The following is a 20,580-nucleotide window of genomic DNA, read 5'->3' as shown; positions in this document are numbered from 1 at the left end:
CGCCTTGACGGGCGGACCCTGCCCGATGCGGCACTAGGACCGGGCGATGGGCGCCAGCACGGCCGAGGTGAGCGACCGCAGGCAGTCCGGGGCGAGCTCCACCTCCAGCCCGCGCCGTCCGGCGGAGACGCAGATCGTCTCGTGCGCCCCGGCCGAGGCGTCCAGTACCGTCGGCAACCGCCTGCGCTGGCCCAGCGGCGAGATCCCGCCCCGTACGTACCCCGTGCTGCGCTCCGCGGCCGCGGGGTCGGCCATGGCCGCCCGCTTGCCGCCGACCGCGGCGGCGAGGGCCTTCAGGTCGAGCTGCCCGGCCACCGGGACCACGGCGACGGTCAGCGCCCCGTCCACGTCCGCGACCAGGGTCTTGAAGACCCTCTCGGGGGAGACGCCCAGGGCCACGGCGGCCTCCTCGCCGTAGGAGGGCGAGGCCGGGTCGTGCTCGTAGGAGTGCAGGGTGAAGGCCGCCCCGGCCGCGGTGAGGGCCACCGTCGCGGGCGTCCCCCCGGACTGCCTCTTCGTCTTCTTCGCCACGTGCCGTGCTCCTCGCGTTCTGCGTCCCGCGTCAGTTGGGGCTCGTCGGCTGCCGGGTCAGCTCGACGGCGGGCAGCGACGGCAGATGGCGGAGCACCGCCGTCTCGGAGCGCAGCAGCGCGAGCTCCTCCCGCAGCCGCGTCGCCGTGTCCGGCGCCTGGAGCAGCCGCTGCTTGGCCGGGGTGTCGAGCACCGCCGCCGCCGCGACCAGGTAGGAGACCACCGAGGGCTCGTCGGGGAGCTCGGCCCCGGTCGACAGGGACCGCTCACGTGCTCCGGCCAGCCGCTGCTGGTAGGCGCGGAAGGCCCGCAGCACCCCCTCCGCCAGCGCCTCCGCGCCGTCGCCCGCGGCCTCCGGGATCTCCTCCAGCTCGGCGGTGAGGTAGGGGCCGTCGGCGTCGACGGAGAGCAGCCTCACCCGGGTGGTCCCGGTGGCCAGCACCTCGAAGGTGCCGTCCGGGCGCTCGCGGACGGTCGCCGCGTCGGCGATGCAGCCCACGCGGTGGAAGGCCTGGAGGGGGTCGGTGCCGAACCCGGCGGCGGGACCGCGCTCGACCACCGCGGTCGGGTCGGGCAGCCCGGGGGAGGTCGGCGCGACCTCCCGCCCGTCGCGGATGGCGACCACGGCGAAGCGCCGGGGTTCCGACTCGTCCGTCTTCAGCAGCTCGCGCATCATGGCGCGATATCGCTCCTCGAAGACGTTCAGGGGCAGTACGAGGCCCGGGAACAGCACCGAGTTCAACGGGAAGAGCGGCAGGCGAACGGTGGTCACAGCGGTCAAGCGTAATGGCCGCCGGATCCGGCGCGGACCCCGCGCAGCGGGATTCCGCAGGCGACCTCGATCCGCACCCCGTCGCGGGCCCTGAGGAACTGCCCCAGCGGATCGTCGGTCACGGAGGACCAGGGGAAGGACGTGGCGTACGGCCCGATGCGCCGGAACTGCTCCAGGGCGTCCCGCCACCGCCCCCGGGTGACCAGGACGTGGGCGAGCAGGTTGCGGACCTCGGCGGGCCAGGGGTCGCCGGGCGCGTAGTCCGCGGAGACCTCGATGGCGAGGTCGGCGGCCGCCTCGATCCGCTCGCGCTGCACCGAGGTGGCGGGCTCGCCCGTGAGCAGCTGGGTGAAGGCGGCCCGGGCGGGCAGGGCGCGCACCAGGGAGCCCGGCAGGCTGTCGGAGGCCGCCCGCTCCGCGAAGTCGAAGCACTCGCGGTGTGAGCCGTACCACTGGGCGGACAGGTAGGTGAGCGCCGAGACATGGCAGCCGTAGTGGTGCGGGGAGCGGCGGACCGCCTCCCCCCAGAGGGCCTCGAACGCGCCGTGCGGTGCGTGGGTGCCCCGGGCGTGGTCCAGCGCGAGGCGCCAGGGCACCGGGTCGGCGGACTCGGCCCGGGCCGCCGCGTCGATCAGCGGGCCCACCTCGCGCAGCCGCTCCGCGTGCGCTGGGGACACCCAGGCGCGGTCCACGGCGAGCTGCGCCTTGAGCAGCAGCGCGTCCGGGTCGCGGGGCGCGGAGGCGAGCCAGTCCGCCAGCCAGCCGTCCCGGCTGCGGGCGAAGGCGGACAGCCGCCTCACATAGCGGTCCCGGTTCTCCCACTCGGCCGAGACCCGGGTGGCGGCCAGCAGCGAGGCCGCCCCCTCGTACGCCCCCCGGGCCGCCGCCACCAGCGCCGGACCGAGCCGGTCGTCGGGGGCGTCGAGCAGGACCGACGCGTCGGGCACCAGTCCGTCGGACAGCCGGGGCGTGTGCCGGATCATGCGGGCGGTGCGCACCGCGGAGCGAAGCAAAGACATGGTGCGGACCATTGAAAGACGCAGGTGAGCACCGCGCCAGAGGGCATATGTAAGGATTCCGTAGCGGCCGGAAGGTTGTCCGGGATCAGGTCAAGAGACGGCAAAGAACACGCCCCGTGCGTCGCTCCGGTCTCACCCGCGCCGCAGGAGCCGGGACGCACCGGCGGCCACGGTGGTCGCCAGGATCCACCCCAGTAACACCAGGGAGGCCGCGCCCCACTGCCAGGTGCCGTCCAGCCGCCAGTAGCCCTCCTGGCCGAGATTGACCACCGGGATCAGCAGGTCCAGCGCGTACAGCGAGGGGTTCCACACGGGGTGCTCGTCCTGCTTGATCGGCTCCGGTTCGACCTGGGCGAAGGCCAGTGCGCCGGCCGCCCACAGCACCGCCATCCACAGCGCCGCGCGCCCGGGGCGGTAGCCGTAGGCCACCGTCCAGTCCTGGAGGTGGCCCCACAGCTTGCCGGCCAGCGGCAGCGTCTCGCGCCGCCGGCGCTGCTTGGCCAGCAGCACCTCCCGGGCGTCGGCGTCCTCGCCGCTGTTGCGCAGCACCGTGGCCAGCCGCTCGTAGGGCTCGGGCGAGTACTCCGGCGTGGCCGAGGCCACCCACTCCAGCCGCCGGGACAGCGGGAACTCCTCCTGCGGGACCAGGTTCTCGTAGACGAAGCCGCCCATCGCCAGGCCGCCCGGCCCCGGCCAGCTCGCCGCCAGGTCGACCAGGGTCACCACCTTGGCGCCGTTGAGCACGACCCGGCCCTCCTCCGGGCGCTCCGCGTTGAACCGGAGCTCCGGCACGGTGATCCGCCGGAGCGAGAGCTCCTCGCGCGGCCCGAGGACGAAGCGCGCCCCGTTGAGGTCCACCGCGTCGCCGAAGCGCCCGTCGTCCAGCCGTACTCCGCCGTGGCACTCGAAGGGCTGGAGCCGCGAACCGCGGGCCGCTCCCGCGGCACCGGTGCGGATGCCGAAGGGCGGGGTGGCGCCCTGGTCGCCGGTGGCCTCGCTCACCCAGGCCCCGGTCAGATAGAGGGTCCGCTCCACGCTCAGCTGCGGCGCGTTGAGCGCGCGGCGGTCGCCCGCCGCCCGCAGCCGGCTGCCCCGCAGGCTCAGGGACACGCCCACCTTCGCCCCGCGCAGACTCACCTCCCCGTAGCTCTCGACGAGCTCGGCCTGGAGGTCCTGGGCGACCGCGAGGCCGTCCGCGGTGATCGCCCGTCCGCGCCGGTCCGGCCGCACATGGACCTGGTTCAGCAGCAGGTCCGTGCCGATCTGCGCGTCGGTGAGGCGGATGCCGTGCTCGACGCGGCAGCGCGGCAGGTGCAGGTCCCCCTCGGTGCGCAGCCGCGCCGCCTCGATCCGGGGGATGGCACAGCTGATCAGGCGCATCGTGGCCAGATGCGCCTCCGGCATCAGCAGCTCGCTCTCGAAGCGGCACCCGTGGAGCTCGACGTAGGGCGAGATCGTGCCGCCCGCGAGCTTCAGGGTGCCGGTGATCTGCAGGCCGCGCAGTTTCAGGGCCGCGACCCGGCCCGGTCTCGGCTCCGGCCCGTTGAGCAGGAGACGCGCGACCACGGAGGCCCGGACAATGCGCTCAGGCCCCCAGGGGAACGGGGAGAAGGGGTTGTTCTGAAGGGGGTCGGTGTCGCTCAGGTCGAAGGTTCTGCCGTTCCGATAGGCGTTCCACATGGCTGCTTCGGCCGGGCTCACTCCCTCCGGAGGCCCGCCGTCCAGCGGCTCGGTCAATGCCGCCCCTCCGATTCGTTGGCTCGTACAGCTGTTCTTCCCGCTCCGTGACGGCCTGAACGCTAGTGGTGATGGTCGTCGCCCGGGGAACAGGATGGCCAGATCGCGCCGCTGGGGGAGCCGGTACCCCCGTGGGGTCCGGTGCTCCAGGGGCGGAGGCGACACGCGGGACACGGCGCGCGGCGCCCCCGCCCACCGGGCGCTGCGGCGACGTTGCGTATCAGCCACTGATACGGGAGACGGACGCCTCGGGCCGTCTGCGAGAATTGACCGCGTGATCTCTCGAATCGACCTGCGCGGCGACGCCCTCCCCGAGGGCACCGCCCTGCGCGACCTGCTGCCCCGTGCCGACTTCGACGTCGCGGCCGCCCTGGAGAAGGTGCGCCCGATCTGCGAGGACGTGCATCATCGGGGCGACGCGGCGCTGATCGACTACGCGCAGCGGTTCGACGGGGTCGCCCTGGAGCAGGTGCGGGTGCCTGCCGAGGCCCTGGAGCGGGCGCTGCGGGAGCTCGACCCCGAGGTCAGGGCCGCGCTGGAGGAGTCCGTCCGCCGGGCCCGCATCGTCCACCGGGCCCAGCGCCGCAAGGACCACACCACCCAGGTCGTGCCCGGCGGCACCGTGACCGAGAAGTGGGTTCCGGTCGACCGCGTCGGCCTGTACGCACCCGGCGGCCGCTCCGTCTACCCCTCCTCGGTGGTCATGAACGTGGTCCCGGCGCAGGAGGCCGGGGTGCCCTCGCTGGCGCTCGCCTCCCCCGCCCAGCGCGAGTTCGGCGGACTGCCCCACCCGACCATCCTCGCCGCCTGCGCGCTGCTGGGCGTCGACGAGGTCTACGCCGTCGGCGGGGCCACCGCCGTGGCGATGTTCGCCCACGGCACCGAGTCCTGCGCCCCGGCCAACATGGTCACCGGCCCCGGCAACATCTGGGTCGCCGCCGCCAAGCGCTACTTCACCGGACGGATCGGCATCGACGCCGAGGCCGGCCCGACCGAGATCGCCATCCTCGCGGACGCCACCGCCGACCCTGCGCACGTCGCCGCCGACCTGATCAGCCAGGCCGAGCACGACCCGCTGGCCGCCGCGGTGCTGGTCACCGACTCCGAGGAGCTGGCCGCGGCCGTCGAGCGGGAACTGGAGCCCCAGGTCGCGGCCACCCGGCACGTCGAGGACCGGATCAAGCCCGCCCTCACCGGCCGCCAGTCGGCGATCGTGCTGGTCTCCTCGGTGGAGGACGGACTGAAGGTCGTCGACGCCTACGGGGCCGAGCACCTGGAGATCCAGACCGCCGACGCCGCCGCGCTCGCCGACCGGGTGCGCAACGCGGGCGCGGTCTTCGTCGGCCCCTTCTCGCCCGTCTCCCTCGGGGACTACGCGGCCGGCTCCAACCACGTTCTGCCCACCGGAGGCTGCGCCTGCCACTCCTCGGGCCTGTCGGTGCAGTCCTTCCTGCGCGGCATCCACGTCGTGGACTACAGCCGCGACGCCCTCGCCGAGGTCACCCACCACGTGGTGACCCTCGCCGAGGCGGAGGACCTGCCCGCGCACGGCGCCGCGCTCAAGGCCCGCTTCGGCTGGGAGGTGCCCGGACGATGACCGGCGCCACCACCGCGCGCGCGACGGCCCCCGGGCCCGTCGGCATCGACGACCTGCCCGTCCGCGAGGAGCTCCGGGGCAAGTCCCCCTACGGCGCCCCGCAGCTGGACGTCCCCGTCCGGCTCAACACCAACGAGAACCCCTACCCGCTGCCGGACGCCCTGGTCGACCGGATCGCCGAGCGGGTCCGCGAGGCGGCCCGGCACCTGAACCGCTACCCGGACCGGGACGCGGTCGCCCTGCGCACCGAACTCGCCCGCTACCTGACCCGCACCACGGGCCACCCGGTCGCCGCCGGGAACGTATGGGCGGCCAACGGCTCCAACGAGGTCCTCCAGCAGCTGCTGCAGACCTTCGCCGGGCCCGGCCGCAGCGCCATCGGCTTCGAGCCCTCGTACTCGATGCACAGCCTGATCTCCCGCGGCACCGGCACCGAGTGGATCTCCGGTCCCCGCAACGAGGACTTCACCCTCGACCCGGCCGCCGCGGCGGAGGCGATCGCCCGGCACCGCCCCCACGTGGTCTTCGTCACCTCGCCCAACAACCCGACCGGGACGGCCGTCGGCGCGGACACCGTGCTCGCCCTGTACGAGGCGGCCCAGGCGGCCCGCCCCTCGCTGGTCGTCGTCGACGAGGCGTACGTCGAGTTCAGCCACGGCGACTCGCTGCTGCCGCTGATCGAGGGCCGCCCGAACCTGGTGGTCTCCCGGACCATGTCCAAGGCCTTCGGCGCCGCCGGGCTGCGGCTCGGCTACCTCGCCGCGCACCCCGCCGTCGTCGACGCGGTCCAGCTCGTCCGCCTGCCGTACCACCTCTCGGCCGTCACCCAGGCCACCGCCCTGGCCGCCCTGGAGCACACCGACACGCTGCTCGGCTACGTGGACCGGCTGAAGTCGGAGCGCGACCGGCTGGTCGGGGAGCTGACCGCGATGGGCTTCGAGGTCACCGCGTCCGACGCCAACTTCGTGCAGTTCGGCCGGTTCGACGACGCCCACGCGGCCTGGCGCCGGATCCTGGAGCGCGGCGTGCTGGTCCGGGACAACGGCGTGCCCGGCCGCCTGCGGGTGACCGCGGGCACCCCCGAGGAGAACGACGCGTTCCTCGACGCCGCCCGAGAGTTGACGTCCTACGTGGGCAACGGCCCCACGCCCCCTAAGGAGCAGAGCGCATGAGCCGCACCGGCCGCGTGGAGCGGACCACCAAGGAGACCTCGGTCGTCGTCGAGATCGACCTCGACGGCACCGGCAGGGTCGACGTCGCGACGGGCGTCGGCTTCTTCGACCACATGCTCGACCAGCTCGGCCGCCACGGTCTGTTCGACCTCACCGTCAAGACCGACGGCGACCTGCACATCGACACCCACCACACCATCGAGGACACCGCCCTGGCCCTCGGCGCGGCCTTCCGGCAGGCCCTCGGCGACAAGGTCGGCATCTACCGCTTCGGCAACTGCACGGTCCCCCTGGACGAGTCGCTCGCCCGGGTCACCGTGGACCTCTCGGGCCGCCCCTACCTGGTGCACAGCGAGCCGGAGAACATGGCGCCGATGATCGGCACCTACGACACCACGATGACGCGCCACATCCTGGAGTCCTTCGTCGCCCAGGCACAGGTCGCGCTGCACGTGCACGTCCCCTACGGCCGCAACGCGCACCACATCGTCGAGTGCCAGTTCAAGGCCCTCGCCCGGGCCCTGCGCTACGCCAGCGAGCGCGACCCCCGCGCCGCCGGCATCCTGCCCTCCACGAAGGGCGCGCTGTAACCGAGATGACGGGTCTGTCCACCATCCTGATCGTCGTGGGGCTCTTCCTCGCCGGCGGGGTCTACTCCTTCGCCAAGCAGGGCCTGCCCCGGGGCGTGATCGGGCTCCTCGCCGGAGCCTCCTTCATGTGCCTGCTCGCGGGCGTCCTGCGGATCCAGGGAATCTGGGAGTGAGCGCCATGAGCACATCCAAGAAGGTCGTCGTCTTCGACTACGGCTTCGGCAACGTCCGCTCGGCCGAGCGCGCCCTGGCCCGCGTCGGCGCCGAGGTCGAGATCACCCGCGACTACGACACGGCCATGAACGCCGACGGACTGCTGGTGCCGGGCGTCGGTGCCTTCTCCGCCTGCATGCAGGGCCTGAAGCAGGCCCGCGGCGACTGGGTCGTCGGCCGGCGCCTGGCGGGCGGCCGGCCCGTCATGGGCATCTGCGTCGGCATGCAGATCCTCTTCTCCCGCGGCATCGAGCACGGAGTCGAGACCGAGGGCCTCGACGAGTGGCCCGGCACCGTCGGCCCGCTGAAGGCCCCGGTCGTCCCCCACATGGGCTGGAACACCGTGGACGCCCCCGAGGACAGCGCCCTGTTCGCCGGGCTCGGCACGCAGGAGCGCTTCTACTTCGTGCACTCCTACGCCGTGCACGGGTGGGAGCTAGAAACCGCCAACCCGGCCCTGCGCGCCCCTCAGGTCACCTGGTCCACCCACGGCGAGCGCTTCGTCGCCGCCGTCGAGAACGGCGCGCTGTGGGCCACCCAGTTCCACCCCGAGAAGTCCGGCGACGCCGGAGCCCAGCTCCTCACCAACTGGATCGGAACACTGTGAGCAGCACGCTTGAACTCCTCCCCGCCGTCGACGTCCGCGACGGGCAGGCCGTCCGCCTCGTGCACGGCGAGTCCGGCACCGAGACCTCCTACGGCTCCCCGCTGGAGGCCGCCCTCGCCTGGCAGCGCGCCGGTGCCGAGTGGCTGCACCTGGTCGACCTCGACGCGGCCTTCGGCACCGGCGACAACCGGGAGCTGATCGCCGAGGTCGCCGGTGCCATGGACATCAAGGTCGAGCTCTCCGGCGGCATCCGCGACGACGCCTCGCTCGCCGCCGCGCTCGCCACCGGCTGCCGCCGCGTCAACCTCGGCACCGCGGCCCTGGAGACCCCCGAGTGGGTCGCCAAGGTGATCGCCGAGCACGGCGACCGCATCGCCGTCGGACTGGACGTCCGCGGCACCACGCTGCGCGGCCGAGGCTGGACCCGCGACGGCGGCGACCTCTACGAGACCCTCGCCCGCCTCGACTCCGAGGGCTGCGCCCGCTACGTGGTGACCGACATCGCCAAGGACGGCACCCTCCAGGGCCCCAACCTGGAGCTGCTGCGCAACGTCTGCGCCGCGACCGACAAGCCGGTCGTCGCCTCCGGCGGCGTCTCCTCCCTGGACGACCTGCGGGCGCTGTCCGCCCTGGTGCCCGAGGGCGTCGAGGGCGCCATCGTCGGCAAGGCCCTCTACGCCGAGGCCTTCACGCTCCAGGAGGCACTCGCGGCGGTGTCGGCGTGACCGGATCCGTCGACCGCGTCGGCTCGGACGGCCCCTGGGAGGAGGCCTTCGGCTACTCCCGGGCCGTCCGGCTGCCGAACGGCCTGGTCCTGGTCTCCGGCTGCACCTCCGTCGTCGGCGGCGAGATCGCCGCCGGCAGCCCCCACGAGCAGGCCCTGACCGCCTTCGGCGTGGCCCTCGACGCCCTGAAGCAGTTCGGTCTGGGCGCGGCCGACGTCGTGCGCACCCGGATGTACCTCACCCACGCCCGGGACGTCGACGAGGTCGGCCGCGCCCACCGGGAGCTCTTCGGGGACGTCCGCCCGGCCGCCTCCATGGTGATCGTCTCCGGCTTCGTCGACCCCTCGCTGGTGGTCGAGGTCGAGGTCGAGGCCTACCGGCACCCCACCGCGACCGAGGGAGGAACCGCATGACCCTCGCGGTACGCGTCATCCCCTGCCTGGACGTCGACGCCGGGCGCGTCGTCAAGGGCGTCAACTTCCGCGACCTGCGCGACGCGGGCGACCCGGTCGAGATGGCCAAGCTCTACGACGCCGAGGGCGCCGACGAGCTGACCTTCCTGGACATCACCGCCTCCTCCGGCAACCGCGAGACCACCTACGACGTGGTCCGCCGCACCGCCGAGCAGGTCTTCATCCCGCTCACCGTGGGCGGCGGCGTGCGCTCCGCCGACGACGTGGACCGCCTGCTGAGGGCCGGTGCGGACAAGGTCGGCGTCAACACCGCGGCCATCGCCCGGCCGGAGCTGATCCGCGAGATCGCCGAACGCTTCGGCCGCCAGGTGCTGGTGCTGTCGGTCGACGCCCGGCGCACCGCCGAGGGCTCCTTCGAGGTCACCACGCACGGCGGCCGCCGGGGCACCGGCATCGACGCGGTCGAGTGGGCCCACCGCGCGGCCGAGCTCGGTGCGGGCGAGATCCTGCTGAACTCCATGGACGCCGACGGCACCAAGGACGGCTACGACACGGAGATGATCGCCGCCGTCCGCCGGCATGTCACCGTCCCGGTGATCGCCTCCGGCGGCGCCGGGAGGGCGGCCGACTTCGCGCCCGCCATCGACGCGGGCGCGGACGCGGTGCTCGCCGCCTCCGTGTTCCACTTCGGCGACCTGCGGATCGCCGAGGTGAAGGACGCCCTGCGGGAGGCGGGCCACCCGGTCCGCTGACCCCCGCCCCGAAGGCCCCCGGGATCCGCCGCCACGGCGGTTCCCAGGGGCCTTCGCCGCGCCCGCCCGCATCCCGCTCCCCCCGAAAGGCCCCCGAGGTGACCCCGCCCACGGCCCCGCAGCCCCCGCCCCGCCCCGGGGCGCCCGGTGCCGCCGCGCCGGGCTGCCCGCCGCCCCCGGCGGCGCCGTCCCCCGGGCGCCCCGCCCACCGGGACGCCAACGTGCTCCGCTGGCTGGCCGCCTACGCGGCGTCGGCGACCGGGGACAGCGTCTACTACCTCGCCCTCACCTGGGCGGCGACCCGCTCCGGCGGTGCCGTCCAGGCGGGTGTGGTGATGGCCGTCAGCGCGGTCCCGCGCGCCCTGCTGATGCTCGGCGGGGGAGTGCTCGCCGACCGGCTCGGGCCGCGCCGGGTCGTGATCGGCACGGACGCCGCCCGCGCCGCGGTCGTCCTCGGCCTGGCCGCGTGGCTGTGGCTGGCCGCGCCCGGGCTGTGGCTGCTGGCAGCCGCCGCGCTGGTGTTCGGCGCCCTGGACGCGGTGTTCATGCCCGCGGTGGGCGCGCTGCCCCCGCGGATCGCACCCCTCGGCCAGCTCGCCAGGATCCAGGGCCTGCGCGGACTCGCGGGCCGCGGAGCCGCGGTCGTCGGCGCGCCGCTCGCCGGGGCGGCGGTCGCCCTCGGCGGGCCGGCGGCCGCCTTCGCCGCGGCCGGGGCCCTGTTCGCCGCCGGCCTGCCCCTGCTGCTCGCCCTGCGGGTGTCCCCGCTGCCTCCCGAGCCTCAGCAGGACCGGGCGGGGCGCGGCGGGTTCCCGGCGGAGCTGGCGGGCGGGCTGCGCCATGTGCGCCGCCACCCCGTCCTCGGGCCCCTGGTGGCCGTGGTCGCCGTCAGCGACCTCGGCTTCGTCGGCCCGCTCGGCGTCGGCCTGGCGCTGCTCGCCGACGCCCGGGGCTGGGGCGCCACCGGGCTCGGCTGGGTGCTCGCGGGCTTCGCCGCGGGCTCCGGCGCCGCCTCGCTGCTGCTCGCCGTGCGCGGCCGCCTGCCCCGGGCCGGTCTGGTGATGTGCGGGGCGCTGCTCGCCGGCTCCGCCGCCATCGCCGGGCTGGCCCTCGTCGCCCACCTCGCGGCGGCGGTGGCGGTGGCCGCGGCCGTCGGGGTGCTCACCGGCGTCAGCGGTTCGCTGTGCGGTGCGCTGCTGCAGACCGCGGCGGACCCCGCCCACCTGGGCCGGGTCACCTCGCTGGCGACCTTCGTCAGCCTGGGCCTGGCTCCGCTGAGCTTCCCGCTCACCGGAGCCGCCGTCGGCCTGTGGGGCACCGCCCCGGTGTTCGCCGTGAGCGCCGCGGTCTGTGCCGCGGGCGCCGTGCTCGGCCTCGCCCGGGGCCCGCTGCGGCGGGCCGAGCTGCCCGGCTGAGCCGCCCGCCGCACCGCGACCGCCCGCCGTACCGCCCGGCGGCGATCCGGGCGTCAGAAACCGAGCCGGGCCTCGGTCACCTGCGCGATGGTGTCCTTGTCGCCCTCCAGGTCGACCCGCGCCACCGCCTGCCGCCCGAAGGCGAACAGCGTCAGCTCGCCCGGCTGCCCGGTCACCGTGACCACCGGCGCACCCCGGTGGGCCACCGCCGTCCGGCCGTCCGGGCGCCGCAGCACCAGGCCGACGGGTGAGCGGCGGCCCAGCAGCCGCGCCGCCTTCTCCAGCCGGGCCCAGAGCACGTTCTCGAAGACCGGGTCGAGGTCCCGGGGGGTCCAGTCGGGCTGCGCCCGGCGCACGTCCTCGGCGTGCACGAAGAACTCGACCGTGTTGGCCGCCTCGTCGATCTGCTTGATCGCGTACGGGGACATCCGCGGCGGCCCCGTGCGGATGAGGGTGAGCAGCTCGCCGTACGGCTTGGCGGCGAACTCGGACCGGATCCGCTCCGTCCGCTCCTTCAACGCCGTGAGCAGGATCCCGCCCGCCGCGTCCGGCCGGCGCTCGCGCATCACCACATGGGCGGCGAGGTCCAGGGTCCGCCAGTCGCCGCACAGGGTCGGGGCGTCGGGGCCCGCGGCCTCCAACAGGTCTGCGAGCAGGAGCCGTTCACGCTTGGCATGGGTCGACATGACCGCCAGCGTACGGCGGTACCGCCCGGTGCGCCCAGCGGGCGCGCGGGGTGCGTCGCCGGTACCGCCGGCGGCCCGGGGCGCGGGCGGCGCCGGGTCCGGTGCACGGACGCGGCGTCCGCGCCCGCCCCGCGGCACGGCACAATGGCGTGCATGACCAGCAGCGTCCCCGACAGCGCCCTCGACCCCGCGGTCGCCGCCCGGCTCAAGCGAAGCGCCGACGGCCTCGTCCCCGCCATCGCCCAGCAGTACGACACCGGGGAGGTGCTGATGCTGGGGTGGATGGACGACGAGGCGCTCCACCGCACCCTGACCACCGGCCGCTGCACCTACTGGTCGCGCAGCCGCGGGGAGTACTGGGTGAAGGGCGACACCTCCGGGCACGTCCAGCTCGTGAAGTCGGTGGCGCTGGACTGCGACGCCGACACCGTGCTCGTCAAGGTCGACCAGGTCGGAGCCGCCTGCCACACCGGCGCCCGCACCTGCTTCGACGCCGACGTGCTCCTCGACCAGTAGGGTCTGCCGCCATGGATCTCGACACCTTCCGGAAGCTGGCCGCCGACCGCCGGGTCATCCCCGTGAGCCGCCGCCTGCTCGCCGACGGCGACACGCCCGTCGGGCTCTACCGCAAGCTCGCGGCCGAGCGCCCGGGCACCTTCCTGCTGGAGTCCGCGGAGAACGGGCGGTCCTGGTCGCGGTACTCCTTCGTCGGCGTACGCTCCGACGCCACCCTCACGGTCCGCGACGGCCAGGCCCACTGGCTGGGCACCCCGCCCGTGGGCGTGCCCGACGGCGGCGACCCGCTGCACGCCCTGCGCGAGACCATCCAGGCCCTCCACACGCCCCCCGCCCCCGCCGACGGCGGACCGGACTCGGTCATGCCCCCCTTCACCGGCGGCATGGTGGGCTACCTCGGCTACGACATCGTCAGGCGGCTGGAGCGGATCGGCCCGGGCGACCACGACGACCTCGGCCTGCCCGAGCTGACCATGCTGCTCACCTCCGACCTGGCCGTCCTCGACCACTGGGACGGCACCGTGCTGCTGATCGCCAACGCGATCAACCACAACGACCTCGACACCGGGGTGGACGAGGCGTACGCGGGCGCGGTCGCCCGGCTGGACGCCATGGAGGCCGACCTGGCCCGGGCCCTGCCCTCCGCTCCGGCCGTGCTGCCGCCCTCCGAGCTGCCGGAGTTCTCCGCCCGCTGGGGAGGCGCGGACTACCAGGAGGCCGTCGAGGACATCAAGGAGCGCATCCGGGCGGGCGAGGCCTTCCAGGTCGTCCCCTCGCAGCGCTTCGAGACGCCCTGCACGGCCAGCGCCCTCGACGTCTACCGGGTGCTGCGGGCCACCAACCCCTCGCCGTACATGTACCTCTTCCGCTTCGAGGGCTTCGACGTCGTCGGCTCCAGCCCCGAGGCCCTGGTCAAGGTCGAGGACGGCCGGGCCATGGTCCACCCCATCGCCGGCACCCGACCCCGCGGCGCCACCCCCCAGGAGGACCACGACCTGGCGGAGGAACTGCTCGCCGACCCCAAGGAGCGGGCCGAGCACCTGATGCTCGTCGACCTCGGGCGCAACGACCTGGGGCGGGTCTGCGCCCCGGGCACCGTCGAGGTGGTCGACTTCATGTCCATCGAGCGCTACTCGCACGTCATGCACATCGTCTCCACCGTCACCGGCCGGGTCGCCGAGGGGCGGACCGCCTTCGACGTCCTCGCCGCCTGCTTCCCGGCGGGCACCCTCTCCGGAGCCCCCAAGCCGCGCGCCATGCAGATCATCGACGAACTGGAACCCGCCCGCCGCGGCCTGTACGGAGGCGCCGTCGGCTATCTCGACTTCGCCGGGGACTCCGACACGGCCATCGCCATCCGCACCGCCCTGCTGCGCGACGGCACCGCGTACGTGCAGGCCGGGGCGGGTGTGGTCGCCGACTCCGACCCCGTGGCCGAGGACACCGAGTGCCGCAACAAGGCCGCCGCGGTGCTGCGGGCCGTGCACACCGCCAACCGGCTGGGCAGCCGCACCGGGGGGTGAGGGATAGTGGGGGGCGTGAGTGCCCTGCCGCCCGTACCCCCGCCCCGTGCCGAGGCCGCGCCCGACGCCCCGGCCGCGCCCGACGCCCCGGCCGCCCCCGCCCCCGGCGGCGCCCGCCGCAGTCTGGCCGCCGCCCTGCTCCTCGGCTCCGCCGGGTCCACCGCCGTCCTGCTCGCCTCCGGCCGGATCTGGGCCGAGGGCCGTGCCGAGGTCGGCGGGGGGACCGTGGCCCTGGAGGCCACGGGCAGCGACGTCACCGGTGTGCCCAGCGCCCTGGCGGTCGTCGCGCTGGCCGCCCTGGTCGCCCTCTTCGCGGTGCGGCGCGGGGGCCGGCTCCTCGTGTCCGCGCTCCTCGCGCTCAGCGGGGCGGGCACGGTGGCCGCGGCCCTGCTGGGCTCCTCCGACCGGGCCGCCCTGGACGAGGCGGCGGCCCGCACCACCGGCGACGCCGCGGCGGCCGTCCACGGCCTCACCCACACCGCGTGGCCCCATGCCGCCGCGGCCGGCGGGCTGCTGATCCTGCTCGCCGGGGTCCTCGCGCTGCGCTTCGGCGCCCGCTGGCCGGCGATGTCGGGCCGGTACGAGCGCGACGGCACGCCCCGCAGGCGCCCCGCACCCGCCGCCGTCGACCCCGATCGGCCCGAGGACCTGTGGAAGGCGCTCGACCGCGGCGAGGACCCGACCCGCGAAGCATGACCCCGGGTCATCGGCGCGCCCGGCGTGCGGGACAATGGCGGGGAGCGTCCGGCTCACCTCAGGAGCACCGGCTCACGACAGCGCATCGGACACGAGGAGCACACTCATGGCGGGCAGCAGCCACGGACACACCCCGGCCGCCTGGACCGGCGTCATCATCGCCTTCATCGGTTTCTGCGCCGCGGGCCTGTTCATGGTCGCGGACAGCCCCGTGGGGTTCTGGGCCGGCTGCGCCGTCATCGCGCTCGGCGCGGTCGTCGGCGGGGCCATGAAGGTCGCGGGCATGGGTACGCCGAAGGAGCCGGAGGCGGTCGTCGAGGCCCGTGCCCGTGCCGCTGCCCGGGAGGGCGCGGTCGCCTGACCCGGCGGCACCCGGCGCACCGAACGGCGGCGCAGCACGGAGGGCCGTGCTGCGCCGCCGTCGTCGAGCGGGGACAATCACCACCGTGACCGCGACCCCGCCCTCACCGGCCGCCCCGTCCACCGAGCCCTCCGCGTCCGCCACGCTCCCGCCGGGCCCCGCCGCGGCGCCGCCCGAGCCCGGCGGCCCCCCCGGCGCCCCGGAGGCCGCGCACGGCCCCGGAACCCCCGGGTGGCGCCCCGCCCATGCCCCCGGACGCCCCCCGGGGCCTTACCCCGGCGCCCCCGCTCCCGCGGCGCCCGGCGGGCCCCACTCCCTCGCCCGGCGGCTCGCCGCCCCGCTGGCGACCCTCGCCGCCGTGGCCGGCGCCTTCGCCTACGTGGGCGCCGTCGACCCGAACGAACCCGGCCACTACCCGGTCTGCCCCCTGCTCGCCCTCACCGGCATCTACTGCCCCGGCTGCGGGGGGCTGCGCAGCGCCCACGCCTTCGTCCACGGCGACCTGCCGGCCGCGCTCGGGTCCAACGCGGCGGCCGTCGCCGGATACCTGGCCTTCGCCGTCGTGTGGGTCGTGTGGCTGGTTCGCGCCGCCCGCGGCCGCCGTACCCGGATCGTGCTCGCGCCCGCCTGGTGGTGGCTCGTCGGGAGCCTCCTCGCCGTCTTCAGCGTCGTGCGGAACCTTCCCTTCGGCACCCTGCTGGCCCCCTGACGTCCCAGGTCGTGGGACAGGCGGTGGCCGGATGCGGGCCCACCGCCCGCATACGGATACCATCGAGACGGCTGTATCGGACCGCTACCACCTCCCGGAAGGGGGCCGCTCGCGTGAGTGTGCTCGACGAGATCATCGAAGGTGTGCGCGCCGACCTCGCGGAACGGCAGGCGCGCGTCAGCCTCGACGAGCTCAAGGAGCGCGCCGCCAAGGCCCCGGCGGCCCGGGACGGCGTCGCCGCACTGCGGGGCGAGGGCGTCCAGGTGATCTGCGAGGTGAAGCGCTCCAGCCCCTCCAAGGGCGCGCTCGCCGCCATCGCCGACCCCGCCGCGCTCGCCGCGGACTACGAGGCGGGGGGCGCCGCCGTCATCTCCGTGCTCACCGAGGAGCGCCGCTTCGGCGGCTCGCTCGCCGACCTGGAGGCCGTTCGCGCCCGGGTCGACGTCCCGGTGCTGCGCAAGGACTTCATCGTCACCGCCTACCAGCTCTGGGAGGCCCGCGCCTACGGTGCGGACGTGGTGCTGCTGATCGTCGCCGCGCTGGAGCAGGAGGCGCTGGTCTCGCTGATCGAGCGCGCCGAGTCCATCGGCCTCACGCCCCTCGTGGAGGTCCACGACGAGGAGGAGACCGAGCGCGCGGTCGAGGCGGGGGCCCGGATCATCGGCGTCAACGCCCGCGACCTGAAGACCCTCAAGGTCGACCGCTCCACCTTCGAGCGCGTCGCCCCCGAGATCCCCGCGCACGTCGTCAAGGTCGCGGAGTCCGGTGTGCGCGGCCCGCACGACCTCATCGCCTACGCCAACGCCGGTGCCGACGCCGTGCTGGTGGGCGAGTCCCTCGTCACCGGACGCGACCCGAAGGCGGCCGTCGCCGACCTGGTCGCCGCGGGCGCCCACCCGGCCCTGCGCCAGGGCCGGGACTGACCCCGCCATGACCCCCGCGCCCCGCTCCGCACCGGCCCCGGGCACCCGCCCGGGCGGCTCGGAGGTGTCGCCCGCGGGCCGTGCCGCCCGCGCCGCGGCCGCGGCGGCGCCCGGGGACCCCTACGCCCGGCTCGCCCGCGGCTGCCGTCCGCGCGGCTGCCGGGCGCCCGCACGCCGCGTCCACGGACGCCGGGTGCGCTATGTGATAGGCGACGAGCCGGGCCAGGTCAACGGGATGCGATGGCGCCCGGAGCGAGCGCGCGACGGCCGCTGACCGTCTGCGGCACCGTCCCGACCGGAACGCGGCACACCCCTGCCCGCCCCCGTGGCGTGCGGGTCGGCCGCCCCGGACCGCCCCCGGCTGCGCCGGACCGGGCGTCCGCCCCCTCGGGACCCGCCCGGACGGCCCGCCCGCCGCGTCGCCGCGGAGCACCCGCCGCTCCCCACCCCCGCCCCGACCGCCGCACGGCCGGCCGCGGGCGCGGCACCCCCGCGCCCGCCGTCCGCCGCCCGGGCGCAGCGCGGCGGGGCACGGGACGCGGCGGCCCGCGCGCTCCCCGCACCCGCAGACCCCACGTCCCCTGAGCTAAGGAGCTCCGTCGCCATGTGCAGCGACTTCTTCATCCCGGACCCGGAAGGCCTGGTCCCCACCGCGGACGGCTACTTCGGCGCGTTCGGCGGCACGTTCATCCCGGAGGCGCTCGTCGCCGCCGTCGAGGAGGTGGCCGCCGAGTACGAGAAGGCCAAGGGCGACCCCGCGTTCGCCGAGGAGCTCGGCGCCCTGCTGGCCGACTACACCGGCCGCCCCAGCGCGCTGACCGAGGTGCCCCGCTTCGCCGAGCACGCCGGCGGAGCCCGGATCTTCCTCAAGCGGGAGGACCTGAACCACACCGGCTCACACAAGATCAACAACGTGCTGGGGCAGGCACTGCTCACCCGGCGCATGGGCAAGACCCGGGTGATCGCCGAGACCGGCGCCGGGCAGCACGGCGTGGCGACCGCCACCGCCTGCGCCCTGTTCGGCCTCGACTGCACCATCTACATGGGCGAGGTCGACACCCGGCGGCAGGCGCTCAACGTGGCACGGATGCGGATGCTCGGCGCCGAGGTCGTGGCCGTGGGGTCCGGCAGCCGCACCCTGAAGGACGCCATCAACGAGGCGTTCCGCGACTGGGTCGCCAACGTGGACCACACCCACTACCTCTTCGGGACCGTCGCCGGACCCCACCCCTTCCCGGCCATGGTGCGCGACTTCCACCGCGTCATCGGCGTGGAGGCCCGCCGCCAGCTGCTGGAGCGGACCGGGCGGCTGCCCGACGCGGCCGTGGCCTGCGTGGGGGGCGGCTCCAACGCCATCGGCCTCTTCCACGCCTTCGTGCCCGACACCGGGGTCCGGCTGATCGGCTGCGAGCCGGGCGGCCACGGGGTGGAGACCGGGGAGCACGCGGCCACCCTGACCGCGGGGGAGCCCGGCATCCTGCACGGCTCGCGCAGCTACGTCCTCCAGGACGACGAGGGCCAGATCACCGAGCCGTACTCGATCTCGGCGGGCCTCGACTACCCGGGCATCGGCCCGGAGCACGCGTACCTCAAGGACAGCGGGCGGGGCGAGTACCGCGCCGTCACCGACGACGCCGCGATGCAGGCCCTGCGGCTGCTGTCGCGCACCGAGGGCATCATCCCCGCCATCGAGTCCGCGCACGCCCTCGCGGGCGCGCTGGAGGTCGGGCGCGAACTCGGGCCCGAGGGACTGCTCGTGGTCAACCTCTCCGGCCGGGGCGACAAGGACATGGACACCGCGGCCCGCTACTTCGGGCTCTACGACACCGACGCCCGGGTCGAGGCCGACGCCTCCGCCGACGACGGCGCCGCCGAGATCCAGGGGGACGCCGAATGAGCGGCACCGTCGACCTGCTGAACCGGACCCTGGCGGCCGCCCGCGCGGAGGGCCGGGCGGCGCTCATCGCCTACCTGCCCGCGGGCTTCCCGACCGTCGAGGTCGGCATCGAGGCGGTCAAGGCCGCCTTCGACGGGGGAGCCGACATCGTCGAGGTGGGGCTCCCGCACAGCGACCCGGTCCTGGACGGCCCCGTCATCCAGACCGCCGACGACATCGCCCTGCGCGGCGGGGTGCGCATCGCCGACGTCCTGCGCACGGTGCGCGAGGCCCATGCGGCGACCGGCAAGCCGGTCCTGGTGATGACCTACTGGAACCCGGTGGACCGCTACGGTGCCGAGCGCTTCGCCGCGGAGCTCGCCGAGGCCGGCGGTGCCGGGTGCATCCTGCCCGACCTGCCGGTCCAGGAGTCGGCGCTGTGGCGGGAGCACGCGGAGAAGCACGGGCTGGCCACCGTCTTCGTCGTCGCCCCCAGCAGCAAGGACGAGCGGCTGGCGAAGATCACCGCCGCCGGCAGCGGCTTCGTGTACGCGGCCTCCCTGATGGGCGTCACCGGAACCCGTGCCTCCGTGGGGGAGCAGGCGGCCGACCTGGTGCGCCGCACCCGGGCCACCTGCGAACTGCCGGTCTGCGTCGGGCTCGGCGTCTCCAACCCCGAGCAGGCCGCCGAGGTGGCGTCCTTCGCGGACGGGGTGATCGTCGGCTCGGCCTTCGTCAAGCGGATGCTGGACGCGGACGGGGACGCCGCGGCCGTGGCCGCGGTACGCGAACTGGCGGGCGACCTCGCCCGGGGTGTCCGCCGGTCCGGGTAGCTCGAACGGGTGGATGTGGGACCGGGGAGGCACGCCCGTGCCTCCCCGGTTCGTTGGCGGTGCGTGAGCGACAACCAAGAACGCAAGGGGAGCGCCCGCGAGCGGCTCCAGAAGGAACGCGAGCGGGAGAAGGCGCGTGAGCGCCGCCGCCGTACGGTGATCGTGGCCGCGGCGGTCGTGGGCGTCCTCGGCCTGGCGGCCGTGGTGGGCCTCCTCGCGGCGAACAGCGGCAAGGACTCGGGCGGGTCGCAGGCGGGACCGCTGAGCGCCCCGAGCGGTGCGCAGGGCGAGGAGCAGCTCGCCATCCCCGTCGGCGCGGACGACGCCCCGTCCACCCTCACCGTCTGGGAGGACTTCCGCTGCCCCGCCTGCGCCCAGTTCGAGAACGCGCTCCGGGGCACCATCCACGACATGGTCGGCGCCGGGGAGCTCAGGGTCGAGTACCACCTGGCCACCATCATCGACGGCAACATGGGCGGTTCCGGCTCGCTGCGGGCCGCGAACGCCGCCGCCTGCGCCCAGGACGCGGGCGAGTTCGCCGCGTACCACGACGTGCTCTTCGCCAACCAGCCGCCGGAGCAGGACGACGACTTCGCGGACAACGCCCGCCTGATCGAGCTGGCGGGCCAGGTGGAGGGGCTGGACACCCCCGCGTTCCGCAGCTGTGTGAACGAGGGCGTCCACGACACCTGGGTGGAGAAGTCGGGGCTGGCCTTCACCGAGGGCGGCTTCCGCGGTACGCCGACCGTCCTGCTCAACGGGGAGTCGATCTTCCCGACCAAGGGCGAGGAGCAGATCTCGGTGGCCAACTTCAAGAAGTGGGTCGAGGAGGCGAACGAGGGCAAGGAGCCCGGTGCGGCGACCCCGGCCCCGGGCGCCGGGAGCTCCGAGGCCCCCTGAGCCCCTGGTCCCGCCGG

Annotated in this window: 24 protein-coding genes; 19 read left to right on the top strand and 5 right to left on the bottom strand. The window is 75.2% G+C overall.

What is annotated here, in order from left to right; all coding sequences use genetic code 11:
* Positions 1-33: 33 nt before the first annotated feature.
* The 4 genes from ybaK to ACGF15_RS18575 all read right to left on the bottom strand — a co-directional run bounded on the left by ybaK (position 34) and on the right by ACGF15_RS18575 (position 4,059).
* Positions 34-531, bottom strand: a complete 498-nt coding sequence (gene ybaK, locus ACGF15_RS18590; protein WP_362605928.1) for a Cys-tRNA(Pro) deacylase — start codon at positions 529-531, stop codon at positions 34-36.
* 31 nt (positions 532-562) lie between these two features.
* Entirely contained in the window at positions 563-1,303 is a 741-nt protein-coding gene (locus tag ACGF15_RS18585) for an LON peptidase substrate-binding domain-containing protein (protein WP_345614658.1), read from the bottom strand.
* Positions 1,304-1,308: 5 nt separating this feature from the next.
* Positions 1,309-2,334 carry a hypothetical protein gene (locus ACGF15_RS18580; RefSeq protein WP_345614659.1) on the bottom strand — a complete coding sequence of 342 codons (1,026 nt, stop codon included), beginning with the start codon at positions 2,332-2,334 and terminating at the stop codon, positions 1,309-1,311.
* A gap of 120 nt (positions 2,335-2,454) precedes the next feature.
* Entirely contained in the window at positions 2,455-4,059 is a 1,605-nt protein-coding gene (locus tag ACGF15_RS18575; RefSeq protein WP_392800187.1) for an oxidoreductase, read from the bottom strand.
* Positions 4,060-4,333: 274 nt separating this feature from the next.
* On the opposite strand from ACGF15_RS18575, the gene hisD reads away from it, so the two are divergent.
* The 9 genes from hisD to ACGF15_RS18530 all read left to right on the top strand — a co-directional run bounded on the left by hisD (position 4,334) and on the right by ACGF15_RS18530 (position 11,540).
* The gene (hisD, locus tag ACGF15_RS18570) at positions 4,334-5,656 is read left to right on the top strand and encodes a histidinol dehydrogenase (protein ID WP_345614661.1); all 1,323 of its coding nucleotides are present in this window, start codon (positions 4,334-4,336) and stop codon (positions 5,654-5,656) included.
* Positions 5,653-6,828 (top strand): histidinol-phosphate transaminase, encoded by a 1,176-nt coding sequence (locus ACGF15_RS18565; protein ID WP_362605918.1) that lies wholly within the window; start codon positions 5,653-5,655, stop codon positions 6,826-6,828. Before hisD ends, ACGF15_RS18565 begins: the two co-directional genes overlap by 4 nt.
* A complete protein-coding gene (hisB, locus tag ACGF15_RS18560; protein ID WP_345614663.1) occupies positions 6,825-7,418 on the top strand; it encodes an imidazoleglycerol-phosphate dehydratase HisB in 594 nt (197 codons plus the stop codon). Before ACGF15_RS18565 ends, hisB begins: the two co-directional genes overlap by 4 nt.
* A 5-nt stretch (positions 7,419-7,423) precedes the next feature.
* Positions 7,424-7,591 carry a hypothetical protein gene (locus ACGF15_RS18555; protein WP_256526339.1) on the top strand — a complete coding sequence of 56 codons (168 nt, stop codon included), beginning with the start codon at positions 7,424-7,426 and terminating at the stop codon, positions 7,589-7,591.
* A 5-nt stretch (positions 7,592-7,596) separates the two neighbouring features.
* Positions 7,597-8,238: an imidazole glycerol phosphate synthase subunit HisH gene (gene hisH / locus ACGF15_RS18550; RefSeq protein ID WP_392800182.1), complete on the top strand. Its 642-nt coding sequence runs from the start codon at positions 7,597-7,599 to the stop codon at positions 8,236-8,238.
* A complete protein-coding gene (gene priA / locus ACGF15_RS18545) occupies positions 8,235-8,963 on the top strand; it encodes a bifunctional 1-(5-phosphoribosyl)-5-((5-phosphoribosylamino)methylideneamino)imidazole-4-carboxamide isomerase/phosphoribosylanthranilate isomerase PriA (RefSeq protein ID WP_256526341.1) in 729 nt (242 codons plus the stop codon). Before hisH ends, priA begins: the two co-directional genes overlap by 4 nt.
* Entirely contained in the window at positions 8,960-9,376 is a 417-nt protein-coding gene (locus ACGF15_RS18540; RefSeq protein ID WP_345614665.1) for a RidA family protein, read from the top strand. The genes priA and ACGF15_RS18540 overlap by 4 nt, the downstream gene beginning before the upstream one ends.
* Positions 9,373-10,128 carry an imidazole glycerol phosphate synthase subunit HisF gene (gene hisF, locus ACGF15_RS18535; protein ID WP_256526343.1) on the top strand — a complete coding sequence of 252 codons (756 nt, stop codon included), beginning with the start codon at positions 9,373-9,375 and terminating at the stop codon, positions 10,126-10,128. The genes ACGF15_RS18540 and hisF overlap by 4 nt, the downstream gene beginning before the upstream one ends.
* A 221-nt stretch (positions 10,129-10,349) precedes the next feature.
* Positions 10,350-11,540, top strand: a complete 1,191-nt coding sequence (locus ACGF15_RS18530; protein WP_392800410.1) for an MFS transporter — start codon at positions 10,350-10,352, stop codon at positions 11,538-11,540.
* Between the two features lie 53 nt (positions 11,541-11,593).
* Here ACGF15_RS18530 and ACGF15_RS18525 read toward each other — a convergent pair whose 3' ends face one another.
* Complete coding sequence (locus ACGF15_RS18525) at positions 11,594-12,226, bottom strand: TIGR03085 family metal-binding protein (protein WP_345614666.1); 633 nt, start codon at positions 12,224-12,226, stop codon at positions 11,594-11,596.
* 144 nt (positions 12,227-12,370) lie between these two features.
* Between ACGF15_RS18525 and hisI the strand changes: the two genes are divergently transcribed.
* The 10 genes from hisI (at position 12,371) to ACGF15_RS18475 (ending at position 20,563) form a co-directional block, all read left to right on the top strand.
* Positions 12,371-12,742, top strand: a complete 372-nt coding sequence (gene hisI / locus ACGF15_RS18520) for a phosphoribosyl-AMP cyclohydrolase (RefSeq protein ID WP_345614667.1) — start codon at positions 12,371-12,373, stop codon at positions 12,740-12,742.
* Positions 12,743-12,753: 11 nt separating this feature from the next.
* Entirely contained in the window at positions 12,754-14,265 is a 1,512-nt protein-coding gene (locus ACGF15_RS18515) for an anthranilate synthase component I (protein WP_345614668.1), read from the top strand.
* 6 nt (positions 14,266-14,271) lie between these two features.
* Positions 14,272-14,961 (top strand): TIGR02234 family membrane protein, encoded by a 690-nt coding sequence (locus ACGF15_RS18510; RefSeq protein WP_392800175.1) that lies wholly within the window; start codon positions 14,272-14,274, stop codon positions 14,959-14,961.
* A gap of 106 nt (positions 14,962-15,067) precedes the next feature.
* A complete protein-coding gene (locus tag ACGF15_RS18505) occupies positions 15,068-15,322 on the top strand; it encodes an HGxxPAAW family protein (RefSeq protein WP_392800173.1) in 255 nt (84 codons plus the stop codon).
* 85 nt (positions 15,323-15,407) lie between these two features.
* A complete protein-coding gene (locus ACGF15_RS18500) occupies positions 15,408-16,031 on the top strand; it encodes a DUF2752 domain-containing protein (RefSeq protein ID WP_392800170.1) in 624 nt (207 codons plus the stop codon).
* 113 nt (positions 16,032-16,144) lie between these two features.
* Complete coding sequence (gene trpC, locus ACGF15_RS18495; RefSeq protein ID WP_256526350.1) at positions 16,145-16,954, top strand: indole-3-glycerol phosphate synthase TrpC; 810 nt, start codon at positions 16,145-16,147, stop codon at positions 16,952-16,954.
* A gap of 7 nt (positions 16,955-16,961) precedes the next feature.
* Positions 16,962-17,228: a tryptophan biosynthesis modulator TrpM gene (gene trpM / locus ACGF15_RS18490; protein ID WP_345614672.1), complete on the top strand. Its 267-nt coding sequence runs from the start codon at positions 16,962-16,964 to the stop codon at positions 17,226-17,228.
* Positions 17,229-17,558: 330 nt separating this feature from the next.
* Positions 17,559-18,851: a tryptophan synthase subunit beta gene (gene trpB / locus ACGF15_RS18485; RefSeq protein ID WP_345614673.1), complete on the top strand. Its 1,293-nt coding sequence runs from the start codon at positions 17,559-17,561 to the stop codon at positions 18,849-18,851.
* Positions 18,848-19,663, top strand: a complete 816-nt coding sequence (gene trpA, locus ACGF15_RS18480; protein ID WP_256526353.1) for a tryptophan synthase subunit alpha — start codon at positions 18,848-18,850, stop codon at positions 19,661-19,663. Before trpB ends, trpA begins: the two co-directional genes overlap by 4 nt.
* Before the next feature lie 63 nt (positions 19,664-19,726).
* Entirely contained in the window at positions 19,727-20,563 is an 837-nt protein-coding gene (locus ACGF15_RS18475; protein ID WP_392800165.1) for a thioredoxin domain-containing protein, read from the top strand.
* Positions 20,564-20,580: the final 17 nt, after the last annotated feature.

Source organism: Streptomyces sp. NPDC048001 (assembly GCF_043203115.1).
In the GTDB taxonomy this organism is placed as follows: Bacteria; Actinomycetota; Actinomycetes; order Streptomycetales; family Streptomycetaceae; genus Streptomyces; species Streptomyces sanyensis.
Note: the sequence above shows the minus strand (reverse complement) of the source record. Positions and strands in the feature narration are given on the sequence as shown.

Excerpts from the sequence above, each read along its gene's own strand:
- ACGF15_RS18580 (WP_345614659.1), bottom strand. The coding sequence starts at position 2,334 with ATGGTCCGCACCATGTCTTTGCTTCGCTCCGCGGTGCGCACCGCCCGC.
- ACGF15_RS18565 (WP_362605918.1), top strand. The coding sequence starts at position 5,653 with ATGACCGGCGCCACCACCGCGCGCGCGACGGCCCCCGGGCCCGTCGGC.
- hisB (WP_345614663.1), top strand. The coding sequence starts at position 6,825 with ATGAGCCGCACCGGCCGCGTGGAGCGGACCACCAAGGAGACCTCGGTC.
- ACGF15_RS18555 (WP_256526339.1), top strand. The coding sequence starts at position 7,424 with ATGACGGGTCTGTCCACCATCCTGATCGTCGTGGGGCTCTTCCTCGCC.
- hisH (WP_392800182.1), top strand. The coding sequence starts at position 7,597 with ATGAGCACATCCAAGAAGGTCGTCGTCTTCGACTACGGCTTCGGCAAC.
- hisF (WP_256526343.1), top strand. The coding sequence starts at position 9,373 with ATGACCCTCGCGGTACGCGTCATCCCCTGCCTGGACGTCGACGCCGGG.
- ACGF15_RS18525 (WP_345614666.1), bottom strand. The coding sequence starts at position 12,226 with ATGTCGACCCATGCCAAGCGTGAACGGCTCCTGCTCGCAGACCTGTTG.
- hisI (WP_345614667.1), top strand. The coding sequence starts at position 12,371 with ATGGCGTGCATGACCAGCAGCGTCCCCGACAGCGCCCTCGACCCCGCG.
- ACGF15_RS18515 (WP_345614668.1), top strand. The coding sequence starts at position 12,754 with ATGGATCTCGACACCTTCCGGAAGCTGGCCGCCGACCGCCGGGTCATC.
- ACGF15_RS18505 (WP_392800173.1), top strand. The coding sequence starts at position 15,068 with ATGGCGGGCAGCAGCCACGGACACACCCCGGCCGCCTGGACCGGCGTC.
- trpM (WP_345614672.1), top strand. The coding sequence starts at position 16,962 with ATGACCCCCGCGCCCCGCTCCGCACCGGCCCCGGGCACCCGCCCGGGC.
- trpB (WP_345614673.1), top strand. The coding sequence starts at position 17,559 with ATGTGCAGCGACTTCTTCATCCCGGACCCGGAAGGCCTGGTCCCCACC.
- trpA (WP_256526353.1), top strand. The coding sequence starts at position 18,848 with ATGAGCGGCACCGTCGACCTGCTGAACCGGACCCTGGCGGCCGCCCGC.